Origin of the sequence: Hoeflea marina, from assembly GCF_003182275.1 — a bacterium.
GTDB classification, from domain to species: domain Bacteria; phylum Pseudomonadota; class Alphaproteobacteria; order Rhizobiales; family Rhizobiaceae; genus Hoeflea; species Hoeflea marina.
The window spans coordinates 571,423-586,884 of record NZ_QGTR01000003.1 but is presented as its reverse complement, the minus strand read 5'-3'; the positions used below and the strand labels follow the sequence as shown (position 1 = coordinate 586,884).

Sequence of the window (15,462 nt, the reverse complement as noted above, 5' to 3'; positions counted from 1 at the left end):
ATATCATGAAGAATCTGATCAAGAGGATCGTCGGTCTTGCCGCCGTCCTGCCGCTGGCCGCAAGCCTGCTGATGTCCACCGCGCAGGCGGAGACATTGAAGATCGCGCTGGCCGAAACGCCATCCGACGAGCTCGCCGCCTTCTTCGTCGCGCTCGACCGCGCCAAGGCCAACGGCCTCGATTACGAATGGACGGCGTTCGCCGACGAGGAACTGGCCATCCAGTCCGTGCTCAGCGGCCAGATGAACATCGGCTTCGGCACCCCCTATGCCGCCATGCAGAATTCCAAGGCGCCGGTCCGCATCATCTTCCAGCTCTCCAAGCTGAAGTTCTTCCCCGTCACCAGCAAGAAATACGAGAAACTCGAGGATCTCGCCGGCCAGCCGATCATGCTGCATTCGCGCGGCGGCGGCACCGACTCGATCGCCAATGTCATCGAGGAAAAGGCGGGCATCAAGCTCGGCGACCGCTCCTATGTTCCGGGTTCGGCCAACCGCGTCGTCGCCATGATGGCCGGCCAGGCCGACGCGACCATTCTCGATCTGTCCAACAAGAACAAGATCATGGCCGAGGGCGGCGACAAGTTCAACGTGCTGCCGATGTTCGAGGTCGATGCCAGCGACGAGGCGCTGTTTGCCAATCTCGACTGGATCAAGGCCAACGAGGAGCAGGTCAACATTCTGGTCAAGGCGCTCGCCAGCGTCTGGCAGGACATGGCCAAGGATCCGACCATCATCAGCCGCGAGACCAATCCCGACGGCCCCATCGGACAGCTGCCCAAGGAAATCCTCGCCGGACTAGACGGCTTCTACAAGGATGCCGTCGAGGGCGGTCTCTACGACCCCAATGGCGGCGGCCGCAAGGCAGCCGAGGCCGACATGGACTGGTACACCGAGGCCGGCCAGCTCAAGGGCGATCCGGCGACGCTGAACATCGAGGACTTCTGGTACCTCGCCCCGCTCGACGCGGCCGCGAAGTAGAAGGCTCCGGCGGCCGCCGACCGCAATCCGGTCGGCGGCCGCCCCGATTTCCCCAGTTGCGGGCCGATTCCATGCCAAACAGACCCCTGTTTCTCAAGCTCCTCTCCGCCGTCATCGTCTTTGGCGCCTGGGAAATCGCAGGCCGCATCCCGGTCTCCTACGCCTTCCCGACCTTCATCGAATCCATGCAGGCGCTGTTCCGTCTGGCGCTCGAAGGCACCCTGTTCACGGCCTATGCCGAGACATTGAAGCCGCTGGTGCTCGGCGTCGCCATCTCGGCGGCCTTCGGCATCACGCTCGGGCTGTGGATCGGACTGAGCGCGCGTTTCGAATGGCTGTTCGCGCCGGTCTTCATCGTCATGCAGGCGGCGCCGCTGGCGGCCCTGATCCCGCTCCTGGTGATGGCCTACGGCATCGGGCTCACCTCCAAGGTCTTCGTCGTCTGCATCATGGCCATGCCGGTGATCGTGCTCAACACCGCAGGCGCGGTGCGCAACACGCCCGTCTCGCTCAAGGAGATGGGGCGCTCGTTCCTGGCCAGCGATCGCGAGATCATCCTCAAGATCATCATCCCCGCCGCCTCGCCTGTCATCTTTTCCGGACTGAGACTGGGCATTTCCGCCGGCTTCATCGGCGCCATCCTGGCGGAGCTGAAGATCACGCCCACCGGCGTCGGCGACATCATCAGCTACAGCCGCTCGGTGGCCGACTATCCGAGCATGTATGCGGCAATCTTCTCCATCATCCTTCTGGCCGTGGTGTTCCTCAACCTGCTGGAAAGACTCGAAAACGCTCTGTTCGAAGGGAACAATCGTGGTTATGTCTCAGACTGACGCCGCCACCGCGCCGTCCTCGGGGCCGGCGCCCGACAGCGCCGTCTCGGTGCGCAACGTGTCGAAGAACTATGGTCCTGTCGAAGCGCTGAAGAACCTGTCGCTGGAGTTTCCGCGCGGCGAGCTCACCTCCCTTCTCGGCCCGTCGGGCTGCGGCAAGACCACGCTGCTCAAGATCATCGCCGGCCTGCTGCAGCCGAGCGCCGGCGAAATCGTCATCGACGGCAACACGGTCACCGCTCCAGGCCCGGACCGTGCCTTCGTGTTCCAGGATTTCGCGCTGCTGCCCTGGGCCAGCGTCATCCGCAACGTCGCCTTCGGACTTGAACTGCGCGGTGTCGCCCGGTCGGAGCGCGAGGCGATCGCCGAGAAATACATCGCCAATGTCGGGCTTTCCGGATTCGAGAACAGCTATCCGCACCAGCTCTCCGGCGGCATGCGCCAGCGCGTGGGCCTGGCGCGCGCGCTCTCCGTCGATGCGCAGGTGCTGCTGCTCGACGAGCCGTTCTCGGCCGTCGACGAGCAGAACCGGCGCAAGTTCCAGGAAGACCTTCTGGAGCTGGTGCGCAACGAGAACAAGACCTTCATCTTCGTCACCCACTCGATCGAGGAGGCGGTCTATGTCTCCGACCAGATCGCCATCCTGCTGCCGCGGCCAAGCCGGGTGTCGGAAATCATCCGCCCCTCCGGGTTCCGCAACAAGGGCATCGAGAACATCCGCCGCGATCCCGAATATCTCGACATCGTCGACGAGATCTGGGCCTCGCTGCGCAGCTATGCAGAATAGGGAATGAGATGACCGCATTCGGATACAGATTGCCGGCAATGTCCTCGCTCCTCGTCTGGGGGCTGCTCTGGGAGATCATCGGACAGTTGCACCTGACCTTCTTCGTGCCGCCGCTGTCGCAGGTGATCATCACGCTGGTCGAGATCATCGGCACGCCGGCCTTTCTCAAGGCATTGCGCGAGACGGCGATCGCCTTCCTCAGCGGAGTGGCCGCCTCGGTCCTCATCGGCATTCCGGTCGGCATCCTGATGGGCAAGAACCGGCTGATCGACGAGATCCTGCTGCCCTGGGTCAACATCTTCCTCAGCGCCCCGCTGACTGCGCTGGTGCCGGTGCTGATGGTGCTCTTCGGCTTCGGCATGACCTCCATCATCATCACCACGACGCTGTTTGCGATCTGGATCATCATCCTCAACTCGCGCGCCGGCGTGCTGCAGATCAACCGTTCGCTGGTCGAGATGGCGCGCAGCTTCGGCGCCTCGCCGCTCGATGCCTTCTTCAAGATCTATGTCTGGGCGGCCCTGCCGGAGATCCTCGGCGGCGTGCGCATCGGCGTCATCCGCGCGGTCAAGGGCGTCATCATCGGCCAGCTGCTGATCTCGATCGTCGGCTTCGGCGCCCTGTTCGAGCTCTATTCCAGCAACTTCCTGATGGGCCATTTCTGGGCGGTGCTGCTGGTGCTGTTCGGGATGGCCTTCGCCATCTCGGAGTTTCTCGGCTATCTTGAGCGCAGGGTTGCCTATTATGCCGCCTCGCGCTGACACCGGCGACACGCCTGATGCCGCATCCGGCAGCCGGTCCGCGGCATCGCACGGCAGCACGCCATCGACACCATCCAGGACACGGGAAGAGGCAGGACATGGGTTCGACACTGAAAGCACTGCTGGCGCCGCACGCCGATGATCTGCCGGCCGTCGGCGCGCCGGGACGGCCGTGGCTGAGCCATGGCGGACTGAGGCGGCTGGCAGGCGCTGTCGCCGCCGACCTCAGGGCGGCCGGCATCGGGGCGTTAGACCGGGTGGCGATCGTGCTGCCCAATGGCCCCGAGATGGCCACCGCCTTCGTCACCATCGCCCAGGCGGCGGTGACAGCGCCGCTCAATCCCGGCTACCGCCAGGAGGAGTTCGAGTTCTATCTCGACGACCTCAAGGCGAGGGCGCTGGTGATCCCGCAGGCCTATGACGGTCCGGCGCTGGCGGCGGCCGAAAAGCTCGGCATCGCCGTGCTGCGGCTCGTCTCCGGCCCCGAACTGCCCGCGGGCCGGTTCAGCCTGGCCGCAAGCGGGGCTGCCCCGTCGCCCGCCGCCGCCGCCGAGCCCGGCCCCGACGACATCGCGCTGATCCTGCACACCTCGGGCACCACATCGCGGCCGAAGATCGTGCCGCTGACCCAGGCCAATGTCGCAGCCTCCGCCGAGCACATCCGTGAGACCCTGGCGCTGACGCCCGTCGACCGCTGCCTCAACGTGATGCCGCTGTTCCACATCCACGGCCTGATTGCCGCCGTCGCCGCGTCGTTGTCGGCGGGTGCCTCGATCTGGTGCGCGCCGGGCTTCGACGCGCTGAAATTCTTCGGCTGGATGAAGGACGCTGAGCCGAGCTGGTACACCGCCGTGCCGACCATGCATCAGGCGATCCTGACGCGGGCCGAGCGCAACCGCGAGATCATCGATGCCACGCCGCTGCGCTTCCTGCGCTCGTCGTCCGCCTCGCTGCCGGCGCAGGTGATGACGGCGCTGGCCGAGACCTTCGGCGCGCCGGTGGTGGAGGCCTACGGCATGACCGAGGCGGCCCACCAGATGGCCTGCAATCCGCTGCCGCCGCGGGCCCAGAAGCCCGGCTCGGTGGGCGTGGCGGCGGGGCCGCTGGTCCGTATCGCCCACGAGGTCGAGAACCGGCTGATCACCTCCACCGGCGAGGTGGTGATCTCCGGCCCCAATGTCACGCCCGGCTACGAGGGCAACCCGGATGCCAATGCCAGGAGCTTCTTCATGGCTGACGGCCAGCGCTGGTTTCGCACCGGCGACCAGGGCGCCTTCGATGGCGACGGCTATCTGAGCCTCACCGGGCGGCTCAAGGAAATCATCAACCGCGGCGGCGAGAAGATCTCTCCGCTCGAGGTCGACGGCGTGCTGCTTGACCATCCGGCCGTGGCCCAGGTGGTCACTTTTGCCATGCCGCACGCCAAGCTCGGCGAGGAGGTGGCCGCCGCCGTCGTGCTGCGCGAGGGCATCTCGGCCACCGAGCGCGAGATCCGCGATTTCGCCGCCGGCCGCATGGCCGACTTCAAGGTGCCGCGCAAGGTGATCATTCTCGACGAGATCCCCAAGGGCGCCACCGGCAAGATGCAGCGCATCGGGCTGGCCGAAAAGCTCGGCCTCGCCGATGCCTGACACCGGTCCCGGACGGAGAACCCATCCATGAAGATCTGCATTTTCGGCGCCGGCGCCATCGGCGGCTACATCGGCGTCAAGCTGGCGCGGGCCGGCGCCGACGTGAGCCTGGTGGCGCGCGGACCGCATCTGGCGGCGATGCGCGACAGGGGCCTGACGCTGATCGAGGAGGATGCCGATCCGGTCACGGTTGCGGTGCGCGCCAGCGCCGATCCCGCCGAACTCGGGCCGCAGGACTATGTCATCGTCACGCTCAAGGCCCATTCGGTGCCGGCCGTCGTCGGCGCCATGCAGCCGCTGATCGGCGCCGGCACCACCATCGTCAGCGGCGTCAACGGCGTGCCCTGGTGGTATTTTCACAGGATCGGCGGCGATCTCGAAGGCACGCGGCTCGAGAGTGTCGATCCGGGCAATGCGCAATGGGACGGCTTCGGTCCCGACCGGGTGCTGGGCTGCGTCGTCTATCCCGCCGCCGAGGTGATCGAGCCGGGCATGATCCGCCACATCGAGGGCAACCGCTTTTCGCTGGGCGAGCCCGACGGTTCGAAATCCGGCCGCGCGCTGGCCCTGTCCCAGGCGCTGACGGCGGCCGGGCTGAAGGCGCCGGTGCGCTCCAATCTGCGCGACGAGATCTGGGTCAAGCTCTGGGGCAACCTGTCCTTCAACCCGATCTCGGCGCTCACCCACGCCACCCTCGACGTGCTCTGCACCGAACCAGGCACCCGCGCGGTGGCCCGCTTGATGATGCTGGAGGCCCAGGCCATCGCCGAGAAGCTAGGGGTCAAGTTCCCCATAGACGTCGATCGACGCATCGATGGCGGCGCCGCCGTCGGCGCCCACCGCACCTCGATGCTGCAGGATCTCGACGCCGGCCGGCCGATGGAAATCGATGCGCTCGTGGGCTCGGTGCAGGAGCTTGGGCGACTGACCTCGACGCCGACCCCGGCGATCGACATCGTGTTGGCGCTCATTCAGCTGCGCGGACGCACAGCGGGCCTCTACGGCTGACCGGCGCCGGCGAGGGCGGCCGAAAGGGGGTCGTGCCTCAGTCGTCGCTCTCCGGAATGGCGTTGCCGTCATTTGCCAGCACGTCGTCCGTCGATGCTCGCTTGCGTCGCGAAGCGGCCTTGCCGGACTTGCCCGCCTCCTGCAGCAGCTTCACCGGCAGTTCGTCGGTCTTGCCGGCCTTGTCGCGCCCGAGGAACAGCGTGGTGTGCGGGAACGGGATCTCGATGCCGCGCTCGTCCATCACCTGCTTGACCAGCTCGGTGTAGGCGCGGCCGAGGCCCCATTGCTTGCCCGGCGCGGTCTTGATGCGGGCGCGGATCGCCACGGCGCTGTCGCCGAGCCCGGTCACGCCGTGCATTTCCAGCGGCTCGAGGATGTCGGCCTTGTGCTCGGTCTGCTGGAGGCGATCGAAGGCCTCCTGCATGGCGGCCTTGCCGTCGGCGACATTCTCCTTGTAGGCGATGCCCACCTCCTCGACGTGGAAGGAGAAGGTGCGCATGTAGTTGGAGACCGAATCCACCGAGCTGAACGGGATGATGTGGTAGACGCCGGAAAGATCGCGCAACGACACCGAGCGCAGGGTCAGCCGCTCGACCACACCCGTGATGCCGCCGGCGCCGACCACATCGCCGACATTCATGGCGTTCTCGAGCTGGATGAAGACCCCGGAAATGATGTCCTGCACGAGCTTCTGGGCGCCGAAGCCGATGGCGAGGCCGAGCACGCCGGCGCCGGCCAGCAGCGGACCGATGTCGATGCCGAGCTCAGACAGTGCGATCATCCCGCCGAACACCACAAGCGCCACGGTGAGGGCGTTCTTGAGCAGCGAATAGAGCGTGCGATAGCGCGAGTCGAGCAGGCTCGTCCCGGCGCTGGTTGCCATTCGATAATCGATCCAGGACGAAGCAGCCGCCCAGATGACGATGCAGCTGACCACGACGATCAGGCTGCTCACCAGTCCGGCGATCATGGCGCTGCCGCGATCGCCCTCCACCCAGCCGCCGACATCGACGATAGACCAGGCATCGAGCACCACGGCGAGAATGGCAACGCTCACCAGCAGCCAGACCACCCGGAGCAAGATCGGCACGAAGGAGGTCAGGCGGTTGGATAGCGCCTGGCTGTCGAGCGGCAGGAAGGCCGGCGTGCGCACGGTGAATGTCGACAGATAGCCGCAGCCGCGCAGCACCAGCCCGCCGACGATCAGCGCCAGTGCCGTCCTCACCGTGGCGCCGCCGACAAATTCGACGAACAGATCCGGCCGGGACAGGGCGATGACGTAGCTGACCGCCACATAGCCGTAGGCGATCAGCGGCCACAGTTGCATGAACGCCGATTGCACCGGTTCGGGGAGCGCGTCGTCCACCGCGGCGTCCCCCTCCTCGGTCGGTTCCTGGGCGGGCAACTCGGCGGCGATCTGCTGCTGGCGCGAAATCGCCCGAACCATGCAGACTGCGAAGATGGCCGCAAGCGTGTAGACCAGCACCCGCAGGCCGCGGCCGACGGAGAAGGAAACCAGGACATTGGCCGCCGGCACCACGAAGGCGATGCCATAGATGAGAAGTCCGGTGAGCACGATTGCGCGGCGCCGCAGCGTCGCGCGTACCGACGGCGCCATTCTCAGCACGGCATAGTCGCCTTGGGCAATGCCGGTCAGCACCCGGATCAGGATCGAGGCGGCGCCAGTGACCAGAAAGGCATTGAGATACAATGTCTGGTAGATCGAGACTCCCGTACCGGAAGACAGCGCCGCGGCCACGGCGCTGCCCGCGAAATAGGCCAGCGCCAGCGCCAGGATCTCGGCCAGGAAATACAGCCCGACCAGCGCCAGCGCGGCCAGGAATCCGTGATTCTGGAAGCGCCCTGAAAGACGGGCAAGCGCGCTGCGCAGGCCCCGCTTGCAGAGCATCAGCAGCAGCATCGACACCACGACGGTCGCGAGCAGCGGCGTCAGCATGCTCAGCACATGGCCGCCGTCGAACTCGGAGGCGCCGTTGAACAGGGTCGCCAGCCCCGAGAGGTCCCTGGCGAACTTGTGGCCGACGGCCAGGGTCTCCTCGATGACATTCTTGGTCATGCCTGCAAGGCGGCCGGCGACAGTTGTCTGCGCAGCCGTGTCCGCGTTTGCAGCCGCTGCGTCTGCCGGCACCGCCGTGCTCTTCTCAAGCGATTCGATGAGCTTTTGTCGGGCCGCCTCGTCCTTGAGAACGTCGAGCAGCGGTGCGATCACCGCGTCGGGATTGGCGGAAGAGTCAATTGTGGCTGCCTGCAATGGTGATTGCGGCGACTGGGCATGCACCGGCGCGGTCGGGGAGGCGGCGGCAAGAATGAGAGTGAACAGGAAAAGTGCGGCTGTCCTCACCAGGGGGCGGCTGTGTCTGGGCATGGAATATCCTATTCAGTTCAAACATTCTGGCGGCAATAGAGTGTCCGGCAATGGAATCCATGGCTAAGATAGGGCAGCGGCAGGGAGCATCAACCCGAAATGGCCAGAAACAGGATCCGCGGTCCGGCCGGCCGGCGGATGAACCCATCTCGGGCCAGGGCGTTGAAGCCCGATCACACAGGAGAACGCCTTGACCGGATCCGGCCCCCATCTCGCCATTTACGCCGCACTCGCCGGCAATCTCCTTATTGCCCTGTCAAAATTTACGGCCGCCTTCGTCACCGGCTCCTCGGCGATGCTCAGCGAGGGGGTGCACTCGACGGTCGACACCGCCAACCAGTTGCTGCTGCTTTACGGGCTCCACAGGGCCGCGCAGCCGCCGGATTACGATCATCCGCTCGGACATGGCCGGGAGTTGTACTTCTGGGCCTTCATCGTCGCCCTGCTGGTGTTCTCGCTTGGCGCCGGCATCTCCTTTTATGAGGGCGTCATCCATCTCATGCATCCCGAACCGGTGTCGAGCTTCACCATCACCTATGTGGTGCTGGGCCTGTCGGCGGTGTTCGAGGGCGCCAGCCTGCGGATTGCACTGCGCGAATTCTCCCGCCAGAAGGGATCGAACTCCTTCTTCAGCGCGGCGCGGCGGAGCAAGGATCCCACTACGCTCACGGTGCTGTTCGAGGACAGCGCCGCGATGATCGGCATTGGAATTGCCTTTGCCGGTGTTCTGGCGACGCAACTGACCGGCCGGGCGGAATTCGACGGCGCGGCCTCGATCGGCATAGGCGTGCTGCTGACCGGGACGGCGCTGTTCCTGGCCCGCGAGACCAAGGGGCTGCTGATCGGCGAGCGGGCCTCGAGGGAACTCGAGGACAGCATTCGCGACATTGCCGCCGCCCAGAAGGATGTCGAGCGGGTCAACGAGGTCACCACCGTGCACCTGGCGCCGGACCAGGTTGTGGTCATCCTGTCGATCGACTTCTCAGACGAACTCAGGACCGCGGGGCTGGAAGTGGCGGTGCAGGACATCCAGCGGACCCTGAAGCAGGCCCACAGCGAGATCCTGCAGGTTTCGGTCACGCCCCTGGCAGCGACGATTCCAGCCCCGAGATGACGGAGCGGTCATGCCCCCATCGGCCCGTGCGCTGTCAGGCTTCCAGCCCTCACAGCTCCGCGAGAATCTTGTCGAGCGTGACCGGGTAGCTTCGAACCCGTACGCCGCAGGCGTTGAAGACAGCGTTGTTGATGCAAGCAGCCGCGCCGCTGATTCCCAGTTCGCCGATGCCCTTTGCCTGGATCGGGCTCGCCCAGGGATCCCGCTCTTCAAGCAACTCGACCTCCAGCTGCGGCACGTCGGCATTGACCGGCAGGTGGTATTCGGCCAGATCGCGGTTGACGATGCTGCCGTCGCGCGGATCGTGGATCAGCTCTTCGGTCAACGCCATGCCGATGCCGAAGGTCATGCCACCGAGACACTGCGACCGTGCGGTCTTGGCATTGAGGATCCGTCCCGCCGCGAACACGCCCAGCATCCGCCGGACCCGGACTTCCGCCGTCACGTCGTTGACCGCGACTTCGGCGAAGAAGGCGCCATAGGTCGATTGCCGCACCTTCTTCGAGGTGCCGCCCGGCTCGACCACGCCGCGGACGGAGATCGGCGCGTCGCCGATCAGCTCGCCGAGCGCGGTGCTCCGGTTCCCGGTGATGGCGTGGCCGTCCTTGAGCGTCAGGTCCTCGGCGCGGCAGCCGAGCTTGCGGGCGATGCGCGCTCGGATCTCCTCGCAGGCGACATAGACCGCGCTGCCAGTGGAACTCGCGCCCCAGGAGCCGCCCGATCCGGGACCCGGCGGCAGGTCGGTATCGCCCAGCACCGTGGTGATCCGATCCATCGGAACACCGAGCATTTCGCCGGCAATCTGCGCCAGCACGGTGTAGGTGCCGGTGCCGATGTCGGTCATGTCGGTCTCGATGCGGACACCCTCACCGCCGAGGGTGACGCGTGACTCGGCCTGCATGAGCGAATTGACGCGTGCCGCACTCGACATGCCGAGCCCGATCAGCCACTCGCCCCTGCGGGTCGAACGCGGCTCGGGTCTGCGCCGCTGCCAGTCGAACAGTTCCGCCCCGCGGTCCAGCGCCTGATCCAGCATGTGGCTTGAAAACGGACGCTGGTCCTCGGGGTCCTTGTCGGGAATGTTGCGCTTGCGCAGCGCCACGGGATCGATGCCGGCCTTGACGGCCAGCTCGTCCATCGCGGTCTCCAGGACCGTCATGCCGATTGCCTCGCCGGGGGCGCGCACCGACCCGGCGCAGGTCCGGTTGAGCCGCACGATTTCATGAATGATCTCGCGGTTTTCGGCCGCGTAGAGAAAATGCGTGGCCTGCGCCACCGGCTCCGAGAACGTCTCGCCGGGCAGTTGCGAAACCAGCGCCTCGTGGCCGAGCCCGGTGAGCAGGCCGTCCGCATCGGCGGCCAGCCGGATGCGCTGTCGGCTTTCCGACCGCCGCATGGTGGTCTCGAAGACCTGCCGGCGCGACAGCGCCAGCGCCACCGGGCGGCCGACTGCCCTGGCCGCGATCGCCGCGGCCACCGCGTCATGGGCGATGCCGAGCTTGGAACCGAAGCCGCCGCCCACATAGGGAGATACGATGCGCACCCGGCCGGCGTCGATCCCCAGCGCGTCGGCCAGTTCCTCTTGATTGTATTTGAGCATCTGGCAGCTGGCATGCACGGTGAGATCGTCGCCGTCCCATTGCGCGATCGCGGCATGCGGCTCCATCGCCGCGCTGGAATGGCCGGGCGTGTGGTAGACCGCGTCGATGCTGTGGGACGCCTCGGCCATGGCGCGATCAAGATCGCCCTGCGAGGTCTGCTTGCCCTCGGGGCGTTCCCGGTCGGTGCTCTCCGATTCCGGATCCAGCACTGCTTCGGTCGCCATCGTCTCGATCCGCAGCTGCGTGGCGGCGTGGCGGGCCTGCTCGAAGCTCTCCGCCACCACCAGCGCCAGCGGCTGCCCCACATAGAAGATCTCCCTCGGACCTTGCACAGGCGCCTTGCCGGCCGTGCCCTGGGCCGGATTGCGCAACAGTCGGTCATCGTCGATGACGGCCAGCACGCCGTCCATCGCCTCGACCGGAGATCTGTCGATGCGCACCACGTGGCCGCGGGCAATTGTCGAGCGCACCAGCACGGCATGACAAAGTCGCTCGACCGGCCACTCGTGCGCATAACGGGCCGTGCCGCTGACCTTGAGCGGGCCCTCCATCCGGTCGAGCGGCTGGCCGATGACACCCTGCGCCATCGAGTCGAGCCGGTTGCGCCGGTCCGGTTCGTCCATCTTCAGATATGCGGTCATCGGCTCTCATCCGTGGCTGACTGGAGGGTGGCGATAAGGGTGCGGCGCAGCAGCGGGATCTTGAAGTCGTTGCCGCCCTGACCCCGGGCCTCGCGCAGGATTTCATCGGCGAAGCGGGCGAACAGCTCGTCCGACGGGCGTTCACCAGCCAGGATCCGCTCCGCCTCATGGTCGCGCCAGGGACGCGGGGCGACGCCGCCGAAGGCCAGCGCAACACTGCCGATCGTGCCGTCCTCGACGCCGACCACGGCCGCCACCGACACCAGCGCAAAGGCATAGGAGGCGCGGTCGCGCACCTTGCGGTAGATCTGCGATCCCTTGACCGGCGCCGGCAGCACGACCGCCGTGATCAGGTCGCCGGAGCCGAGGACGGTCTCGACTTGCGGGGTGTCGCCGGGCAGCCGGTAGAAGTCGGAGAGCGGAACCGAGCGGGTCTGGCCCTCGACATTCTCGATTTCCACCGCGGCGTCGAGCGCCTGCATGGCCACCGCCATGTCGCTGGGGTGGGTGGCGATGCAGTGCTCGCTGGCGCCGAGGATGGCGTGCAGCCGGGTGGCGCCGCCGATCGCCGAACAGCCGCTGCCCGGCTCCCGCTTGTTGCACGGCGCCGAGGTGTCGTAGAAGTAATAGCAGCGCGTGCGCTGCAGCAGGTTGCCCCCGGTGGTGGCCTTGTTGCGCAACTGGCCGCTGGCGCCGGCCAGCAGCGCCCGCGACAGCAGCGGGTAGTCGCGGCGCACATGCTCGTCGGCGGCCAGATCGCTGTTGGTCACCAGCGCGCCGATGCGCAGGCCGCCCGCGGGCGTGGCGCTGCACTCGCCCATATCGAGACGGTTGATGTCGACCAGCCTGTCGGGCGCCATGACCTCCAGTTTCATCAGGTCGAGGAGATTGGTTCCACCGGCGATGAAGGCGCTTCCGGCCCTGCTGGCCTCCCGGGTGGCTTCAGGCATGCCCGACGGGCGAACATAGTCGAAGGGTCTCATGCCGCCGACCCCGCCGCCGCGCGGATCGCCGCCACGATGTTGGGGTAGCAGGCGCAGCGGCAGAGATTGCCGCTCATGCGCTCGCCGATCTCCTCGTCGCTCAACTCCGGTGCGCCGTCGAGCCTGTCGGAGACGTGGCTGGGCCAGCCCGCCTTGACCTCCTCGAGCATCGCTGTCGCCGAACAGATCTGCCCGGGCGTGCAATAGCCGCACTGGAATCCGTCCGCCGACAGGAAGGCCTGCTGTAGCACCGAGAGATCGGTCGCCGTGCCGATGCCTTCGATGGTGACGATCTCGTCGCCGTCATGCATGCAGGCAAGGGTCAGGCAGGAATTGATCCGCCGTCCGTTGACGATGACGGTGCAGGCGCCGCACTGCCCATGGTCGCACCCCTTCTTGGTTCCGGTGAGGCGGAGATGCTGGCGCAGGGCATCGAGCAGGGTCGTGCGTTCATCGGCTTCTAGGTCGTGGTTCTCGCCGTTGATGGTAAGCTGTGTGTGCATCGGGTGGTCGGGCTCCGGCTGGCTATCGCTGTCGGGATGTCGCGGCTGGTCGCGCATCCGTGTCGCAAATCAATCCGTGGTGCCGGCAAAGGTTCCCATGTCTGCGGCCCGGCGCTAGATTGGGCGTCGTGACCTGCTGGAGGAAAGCCTATGTCGAAACCTGTTGCCCTGATCGTCGGAGTGGGCGATGGCCTGTCCGCCTCGCTGGCGCGCCGTCTGCACCGCGAAGGCTTCGATCTCGTCCTCGCCGCGCGCGACATCGACAAGATTGCAGGGTTGGGCGCGGAGACGGAGGCGCAACTGGCGGTCTGCGATGCCTCCAGGCCCGCGGACGTCGACGCCCTGTTCGCGGCGCTGCCGGGTCCGCTGCGGCTCGCGGTCTACAATCCGTCCGCCAGGCAGCGAGGTGCTCTGATCGAACTCGAGCCGGAAGCCGTCCGCCATGCGCTTGAGGTCACGGCCTATGGCGCCTTCCTGGTCGGCCAGGCCGCGACCCGGGTGATGCTGGCGCAGGCACCCGAGGACGGCGTTCGCGGAACGATCCTGTTCACCGGCGCCTCGGCGGGCGTAAAAGGATTTCCGATGTCGGCGCCTTTCGCCATGGGCAAGTTCGCCCAGCGAGGCCTGGCGCAATCGATGGCGCGCGAACTGCATCCGCAGGGGATTCACGTCGCCTGGATCAACATCGACGGAGGCATCCGCAATCCCGGCCGCACCGAACCTGCCGACCGGCCCGATTCGATGCTTGATCCCGATGCGATCGCCGAGAGCTATCTGATGCTGGTCCGCCAGCAGCGCTCCGCCTGGAGCGAGGAGTTGTCGCTGCGTCCCTGGGTCGAGAAGTTCTGATCCGCGGCAATGGCTGCATTGCCTTCGGCCTGAAGGACGGGAATGATCGCGACAGTTCCGACTCGCGAGGGAGGCGATGGTGAAAAGGACCTATGGCGGCGGCTGCCATTGCGGCGCGGTGCGGTTCGAGGCGGATGTGGACATCGCCGCGGGGACCGCCAAGTGCAACTGCACGATCTGCACCAAAATGCGCCTCTGGTCGGTCAGGGCGGCGCCGGCCGCGTTCAGGCTGCTGTCCGGCGCAGACATGCTGACCGACTACCGCGGCGCCAATCCGGTGGCGCATCATCTGTTCTGCAGCCGGTGCGGCGTCCATCCTTTTGAATGGGTGGACGTTCCCAACATGACCGGTGCGAAATACTACAACATCAGTGTGACCTGTCTCGAGGGCATCGACATCGACGAATTGGTGGCGGCACCCGTGACCTATTTCGACGGGCTCAACGACGAATGGGGCGAGCGGCCCGACGAGGTGCGGCATCTGTGAGTGCAGCGGCGCCGCGACGCCTACCCCGTCTCGTTGAGCAGCGCGCCGCGCAGTCGTCGCGGGTCGGCAAGCGGGGTGCCGGTGAAGATGCCGAAAGCATCCACGCCCTGGTGGAAGAACAGTTCATAGCCGCTCAGCACGCTGACACCTGCGGCTTCGGCCTCGGTCTTGAAACGGGTTTCAACCGGCGTGTAGACGGCGTCGAAGGCCCATCTCACGCCGTCCAGGCAGTCGTCCGGTACAGGGGTGGCGTCGCTGCCGACCATGCCGACTGGGGTGCAGTTGAGAATGCCCTCTGCGCTCCGGCTGGCCGCACGCACATCGGGCTCGATGACCACGGCCGGACCCGCGCCGCCCAGACCGGCAAGGGCGCCGGCAAGGTCTGCCGCCTTGGTCATGTCACGGTCGACGATGCGCAGTTCCGCCGCGCCCAGCTTCACCAGGCCGAAGGCGATCGCGCGGCCGACGCCGCCGGCACCCACCAGCACCACCTTGCCCGGCGCCGCCGCGCCGAAGCGGTCGCGGTAGGCGGAGATGAAGCCTGAATAGTCGGTGTTGTGGCCCACCATGCCATGGGTTTCGAAGACCACGGTGTTGACCGCCCTGAGTGCGGCGATCAGGGGGTCACAGATGCGCAGCAGGGGTACAACCCGCTCCTTGAACGGGTAGGTCACATTGACGCCGCGATACCCTGCGGCGGAGCAATCCGCCAGCACTTGCTCGAAGCTAAGTCCCATCTCGTCGGGGATCAGCAGGTCGTAGCTCGTGTCCAGTCCCGCCAGCCGGCCGGCGGCGCGGTGCAGTGCGGGCGAGCGGGATGCCCTGATATTGCCGCCGATGAGTCCGAGCCTGAGCCTCGGCAAAGGCTGCATGCCTGTGGAATCGCTTTGCATGGCCT

General features: G+C 66.5%; 14 protein-coding genes. 9 read left to right on the top strand and 5 right to left on the bottom strand.

Features of this window, described 5'->3' with window-relative positions:
* Positions 1–5 precede the first annotated feature (5 nt).
* The 6 genes from DFR52_RS13970 (at position 6) to DFR52_RS13945 (ending at position 6,000) form a co-directional block, all read left to right on the top strand.
* Complete coding sequence (locus DFR52_RS13970; protein ID WP_110032568.1) at positions 6–980, top strand: ABC transporter substrate-binding protein; 975 nt, start codon at positions 6–8, stop codon at positions 978–980.
* A gap of 71 nt (positions 981–1,051) precedes the next feature.
* Positions 1,052–1,813 (top strand): ABC transporter permease, encoded by a 762-nt coding sequence (locus DFR52_RS13965; protein WP_110032873.1) that lies wholly within the window; start codon positions 1,052–1,054, stop codon positions 1,811–1,813.
* Positions 1,800–2,600 carry an ABC transporter ATP-binding protein gene (locus DFR52_RS13960; RefSeq protein ID WP_110032567.1) on the top strand — a complete coding sequence of 267 codons (801 nt, stop codon included), beginning with the start codon at positions 1,800–1,802 and terminating at the stop codon, positions 2,598–2,600. Before DFR52_RS13965 ends, DFR52_RS13960 begins: the two co-directional genes overlap by 14 nt.
* Before the next feature lie 8 nt (positions 2,601–2,608).
* Complete coding sequence (locus DFR52_RS13955) at positions 2,609–3,361, top strand: ABC transporter permease (RefSeq protein ID WP_110032566.1); 753 nt, start codon at positions 2,609–2,611, stop codon at positions 3,359–3,361.
* A 98-nt stretch (positions 3,362–3,459) separates the two neighbouring features.
* A complete protein-coding gene (locus tag DFR52_RS13950; RefSeq protein WP_110032565.1) occupies positions 3,460–4,992 on the top strand; it encodes an acyl--CoA ligase in 1,533 nt (510 codons plus the stop codon).
* A 27-nt stretch (positions 4,993–5,019) separates the two neighbouring features.
* Complete coding sequence (locus DFR52_RS13945; protein WP_170132270.1) at positions 5,020–6,000, top strand: 2-dehydropantoate 2-reductase; 981 nt, start codon at positions 5,020–5,022, stop codon at positions 5,998–6,000.
* Positions 6,001–6,037: 37 nt separating this feature from the next.
* On the opposite strand, the gene DFR52_RS13940 is transcribed toward DFR52_RS13945, so the two are convergent.
* Complete coding sequence (locus DFR52_RS13940) at positions 6,038–8,386, bottom strand: mechanosensitive ion channel domain-containing protein (RefSeq protein ID WP_110032564.1); 2,349 nt, start codon at positions 8,384–8,386, stop codon at positions 6,038–6,040.
* Between the two features lie 190 nt (positions 8,387–8,576).
* On the opposite strand from DFR52_RS13940, the gene DFR52_RS13935 reads away from it, so the two are divergent.
* The gene (locus tag DFR52_RS13935; protein WP_110032563.1) at positions 8,577–9,500 is read left to right on the top strand and encodes a cation diffusion facilitator family transporter; all 924 of its coding nucleotides are present in this window, start codon (positions 8,577–8,579) and stop codon (positions 9,498–9,500) included.
* 49 nt (positions 9,501–9,549) lie between these two features.
* Here DFR52_RS13935 and DFR52_RS13930 read toward each other — a convergent pair whose 3' ends face one another.
* The 3 genes from DFR52_RS13930 to DFR52_RS13920 are packed head-to-tail and all read right to left on the bottom strand — an operon-like array spanning position 9,550 to position 13,285.
* Entirely contained in the window at positions 9,550–11,742 is a 2,193-nt protein-coding gene (locus DFR52_RS13930) for a xanthine dehydrogenase family protein molybdopterin-binding subunit (protein WP_110032562.1), read from the bottom strand.
* Positions 11,739–12,725, bottom strand: coding sequence for an FAD binding domain-containing protein (locus tag DFR52_RS13925; RefSeq protein WP_110032561.1), 987 nt, complete (start codon positions 12,723–12,725; stop codon positions 11,739–11,741). Before DFR52_RS13925 ends, DFR52_RS13930 begins: the two co-directional genes overlap by 4 nt.
* A complete protein-coding gene (locus DFR52_RS13920; RefSeq protein ID WP_210205836.1) occupies positions 12,722–13,285 on the bottom strand; it encodes a 2Fe-2S iron-sulfur cluster-binding protein in 564 nt (187 codons plus the stop codon). Before DFR52_RS13920 ends, DFR52_RS13925 begins: the two co-directional genes overlap by 4 nt.
* 93 nt (positions 13,286–13,378) lie before the next feature.
* On the opposite strand from DFR52_RS13920, the gene DFR52_RS13915 reads away from it, so the two are divergent.
* Together DFR52_RS13915 and DFR52_RS13910 are read left to right on the top strand one after the other, a co-directional pair.
* Positions 13,379–14,077, top strand: a complete 699-nt coding sequence (locus DFR52_RS13915; protein WP_110032560.1) for an SDR family NAD(P)-dependent oxidoreductase — start codon at positions 13,379–13,381, stop codon at positions 14,075–14,077.
* A gap of 79 nt (positions 14,078–14,156) precedes the next feature.
* A complete protein-coding gene (locus tag DFR52_RS13910) occupies positions 14,157–14,564 on the top strand; it encodes a GFA family protein (protein WP_110032871.1) in 408 nt (135 codons plus the stop codon).
* A gap of 20 nt (positions 14,565–14,584) precedes the next feature.
* Here DFR52_RS13910 and DFR52_RS13905 read toward each other — a convergent pair whose 3' ends face one another.
* Positions 14,585–15,457 carry a shikimate dehydrogenase family protein gene (locus DFR52_RS13905; RefSeq protein WP_210205835.1) on the bottom strand — a complete coding sequence of 291 codons (873 nt, stop codon included), beginning with the start codon at positions 15,455–15,457 and terminating at the stop codon, positions 14,585–14,587.
* Between the last annotated feature and the right edge of the window lie 5 nt (positions 15,458–15,462).

Coding starts and splice junctions, on each gene's coding strand:
- DFR52_RS13905 (WP_210205835.1), bottom strand. CDS start 15,457: ATGCAAAGCGATTCCACAGGCATGCAGCCTTTGCCGAGGCTCAGGCTC.
- DFR52_RS13970 (WP_110032568.1), top strand. CDS start 6: ATGAAGAATCTGATCAAGAGGATCGTCGGTCTTGCCGCCGTCCTGCCG.
- DFR52_RS13965 (WP_110032873.1), top strand. CDS start 1,052: ATGCCAAACAGACCCCTGTTTCTCAAGCTCCTCTCCGCCGTCATCGTC.
- DFR52_RS13920 (WP_210205836.1), bottom strand. CDS start 13,285: ATGCGCGACCAGCCGCGACATCCCGACAGCGATAGCCAGCCGGAGCCC.
- DFR52_RS13930 (WP_110032562.1), bottom strand. CDS start 11,742: ATGACCGCATATCTGAAGATGGACGAACCGGACCGGCGCAACCGGCTC.
- DFR52_RS13955 (WP_110032566.1), top strand. CDS start 2,609: ATGACCGCATTCGGATACAGATTGCCGGCAATGTCCTCGCTCCTCGTC.
- DFR52_RS13945 (WP_170132270.1), top strand. CDS start 5,020: ATGAAGATCTGCATTTTCGGCGCCGGCGCCATCGGCGGCTACATCGGC.
- DFR52_RS13925 (WP_110032561.1), bottom strand. CDS start 12,725: ATGAGACCCTTCGACTATGTTCGCCCGTCGGGCATGCCTGAAGCCACC.
- DFR52_RS13915 (WP_110032560.1), top strand. CDS start 13,379: ATGTCGAAACCTGTTGCCCTGATCGTCGGAGTGGGCGATGGCCTGTCC.
- DFR52_RS13940 (WP_110032564.1), bottom strand. CDS start 8,386: ATGCCCAGACACAGCCGCCCCCTGGTGAGGACAGCCGCACTTTTCCTG.
- DFR52_RS13960 (WP_110032567.1), top strand. CDS start 1,800: ATGTCTCAGACTGACGCCGCCACCGCGCCGTCCTCGGGGCCGGCGCCC.
- DFR52_RS13950 (WP_110032565.1), top strand. CDS start 3,460: ATGGGTTCGACACTGAAAGCACTGCTGGCGCCGCACGCCGATGATCTG.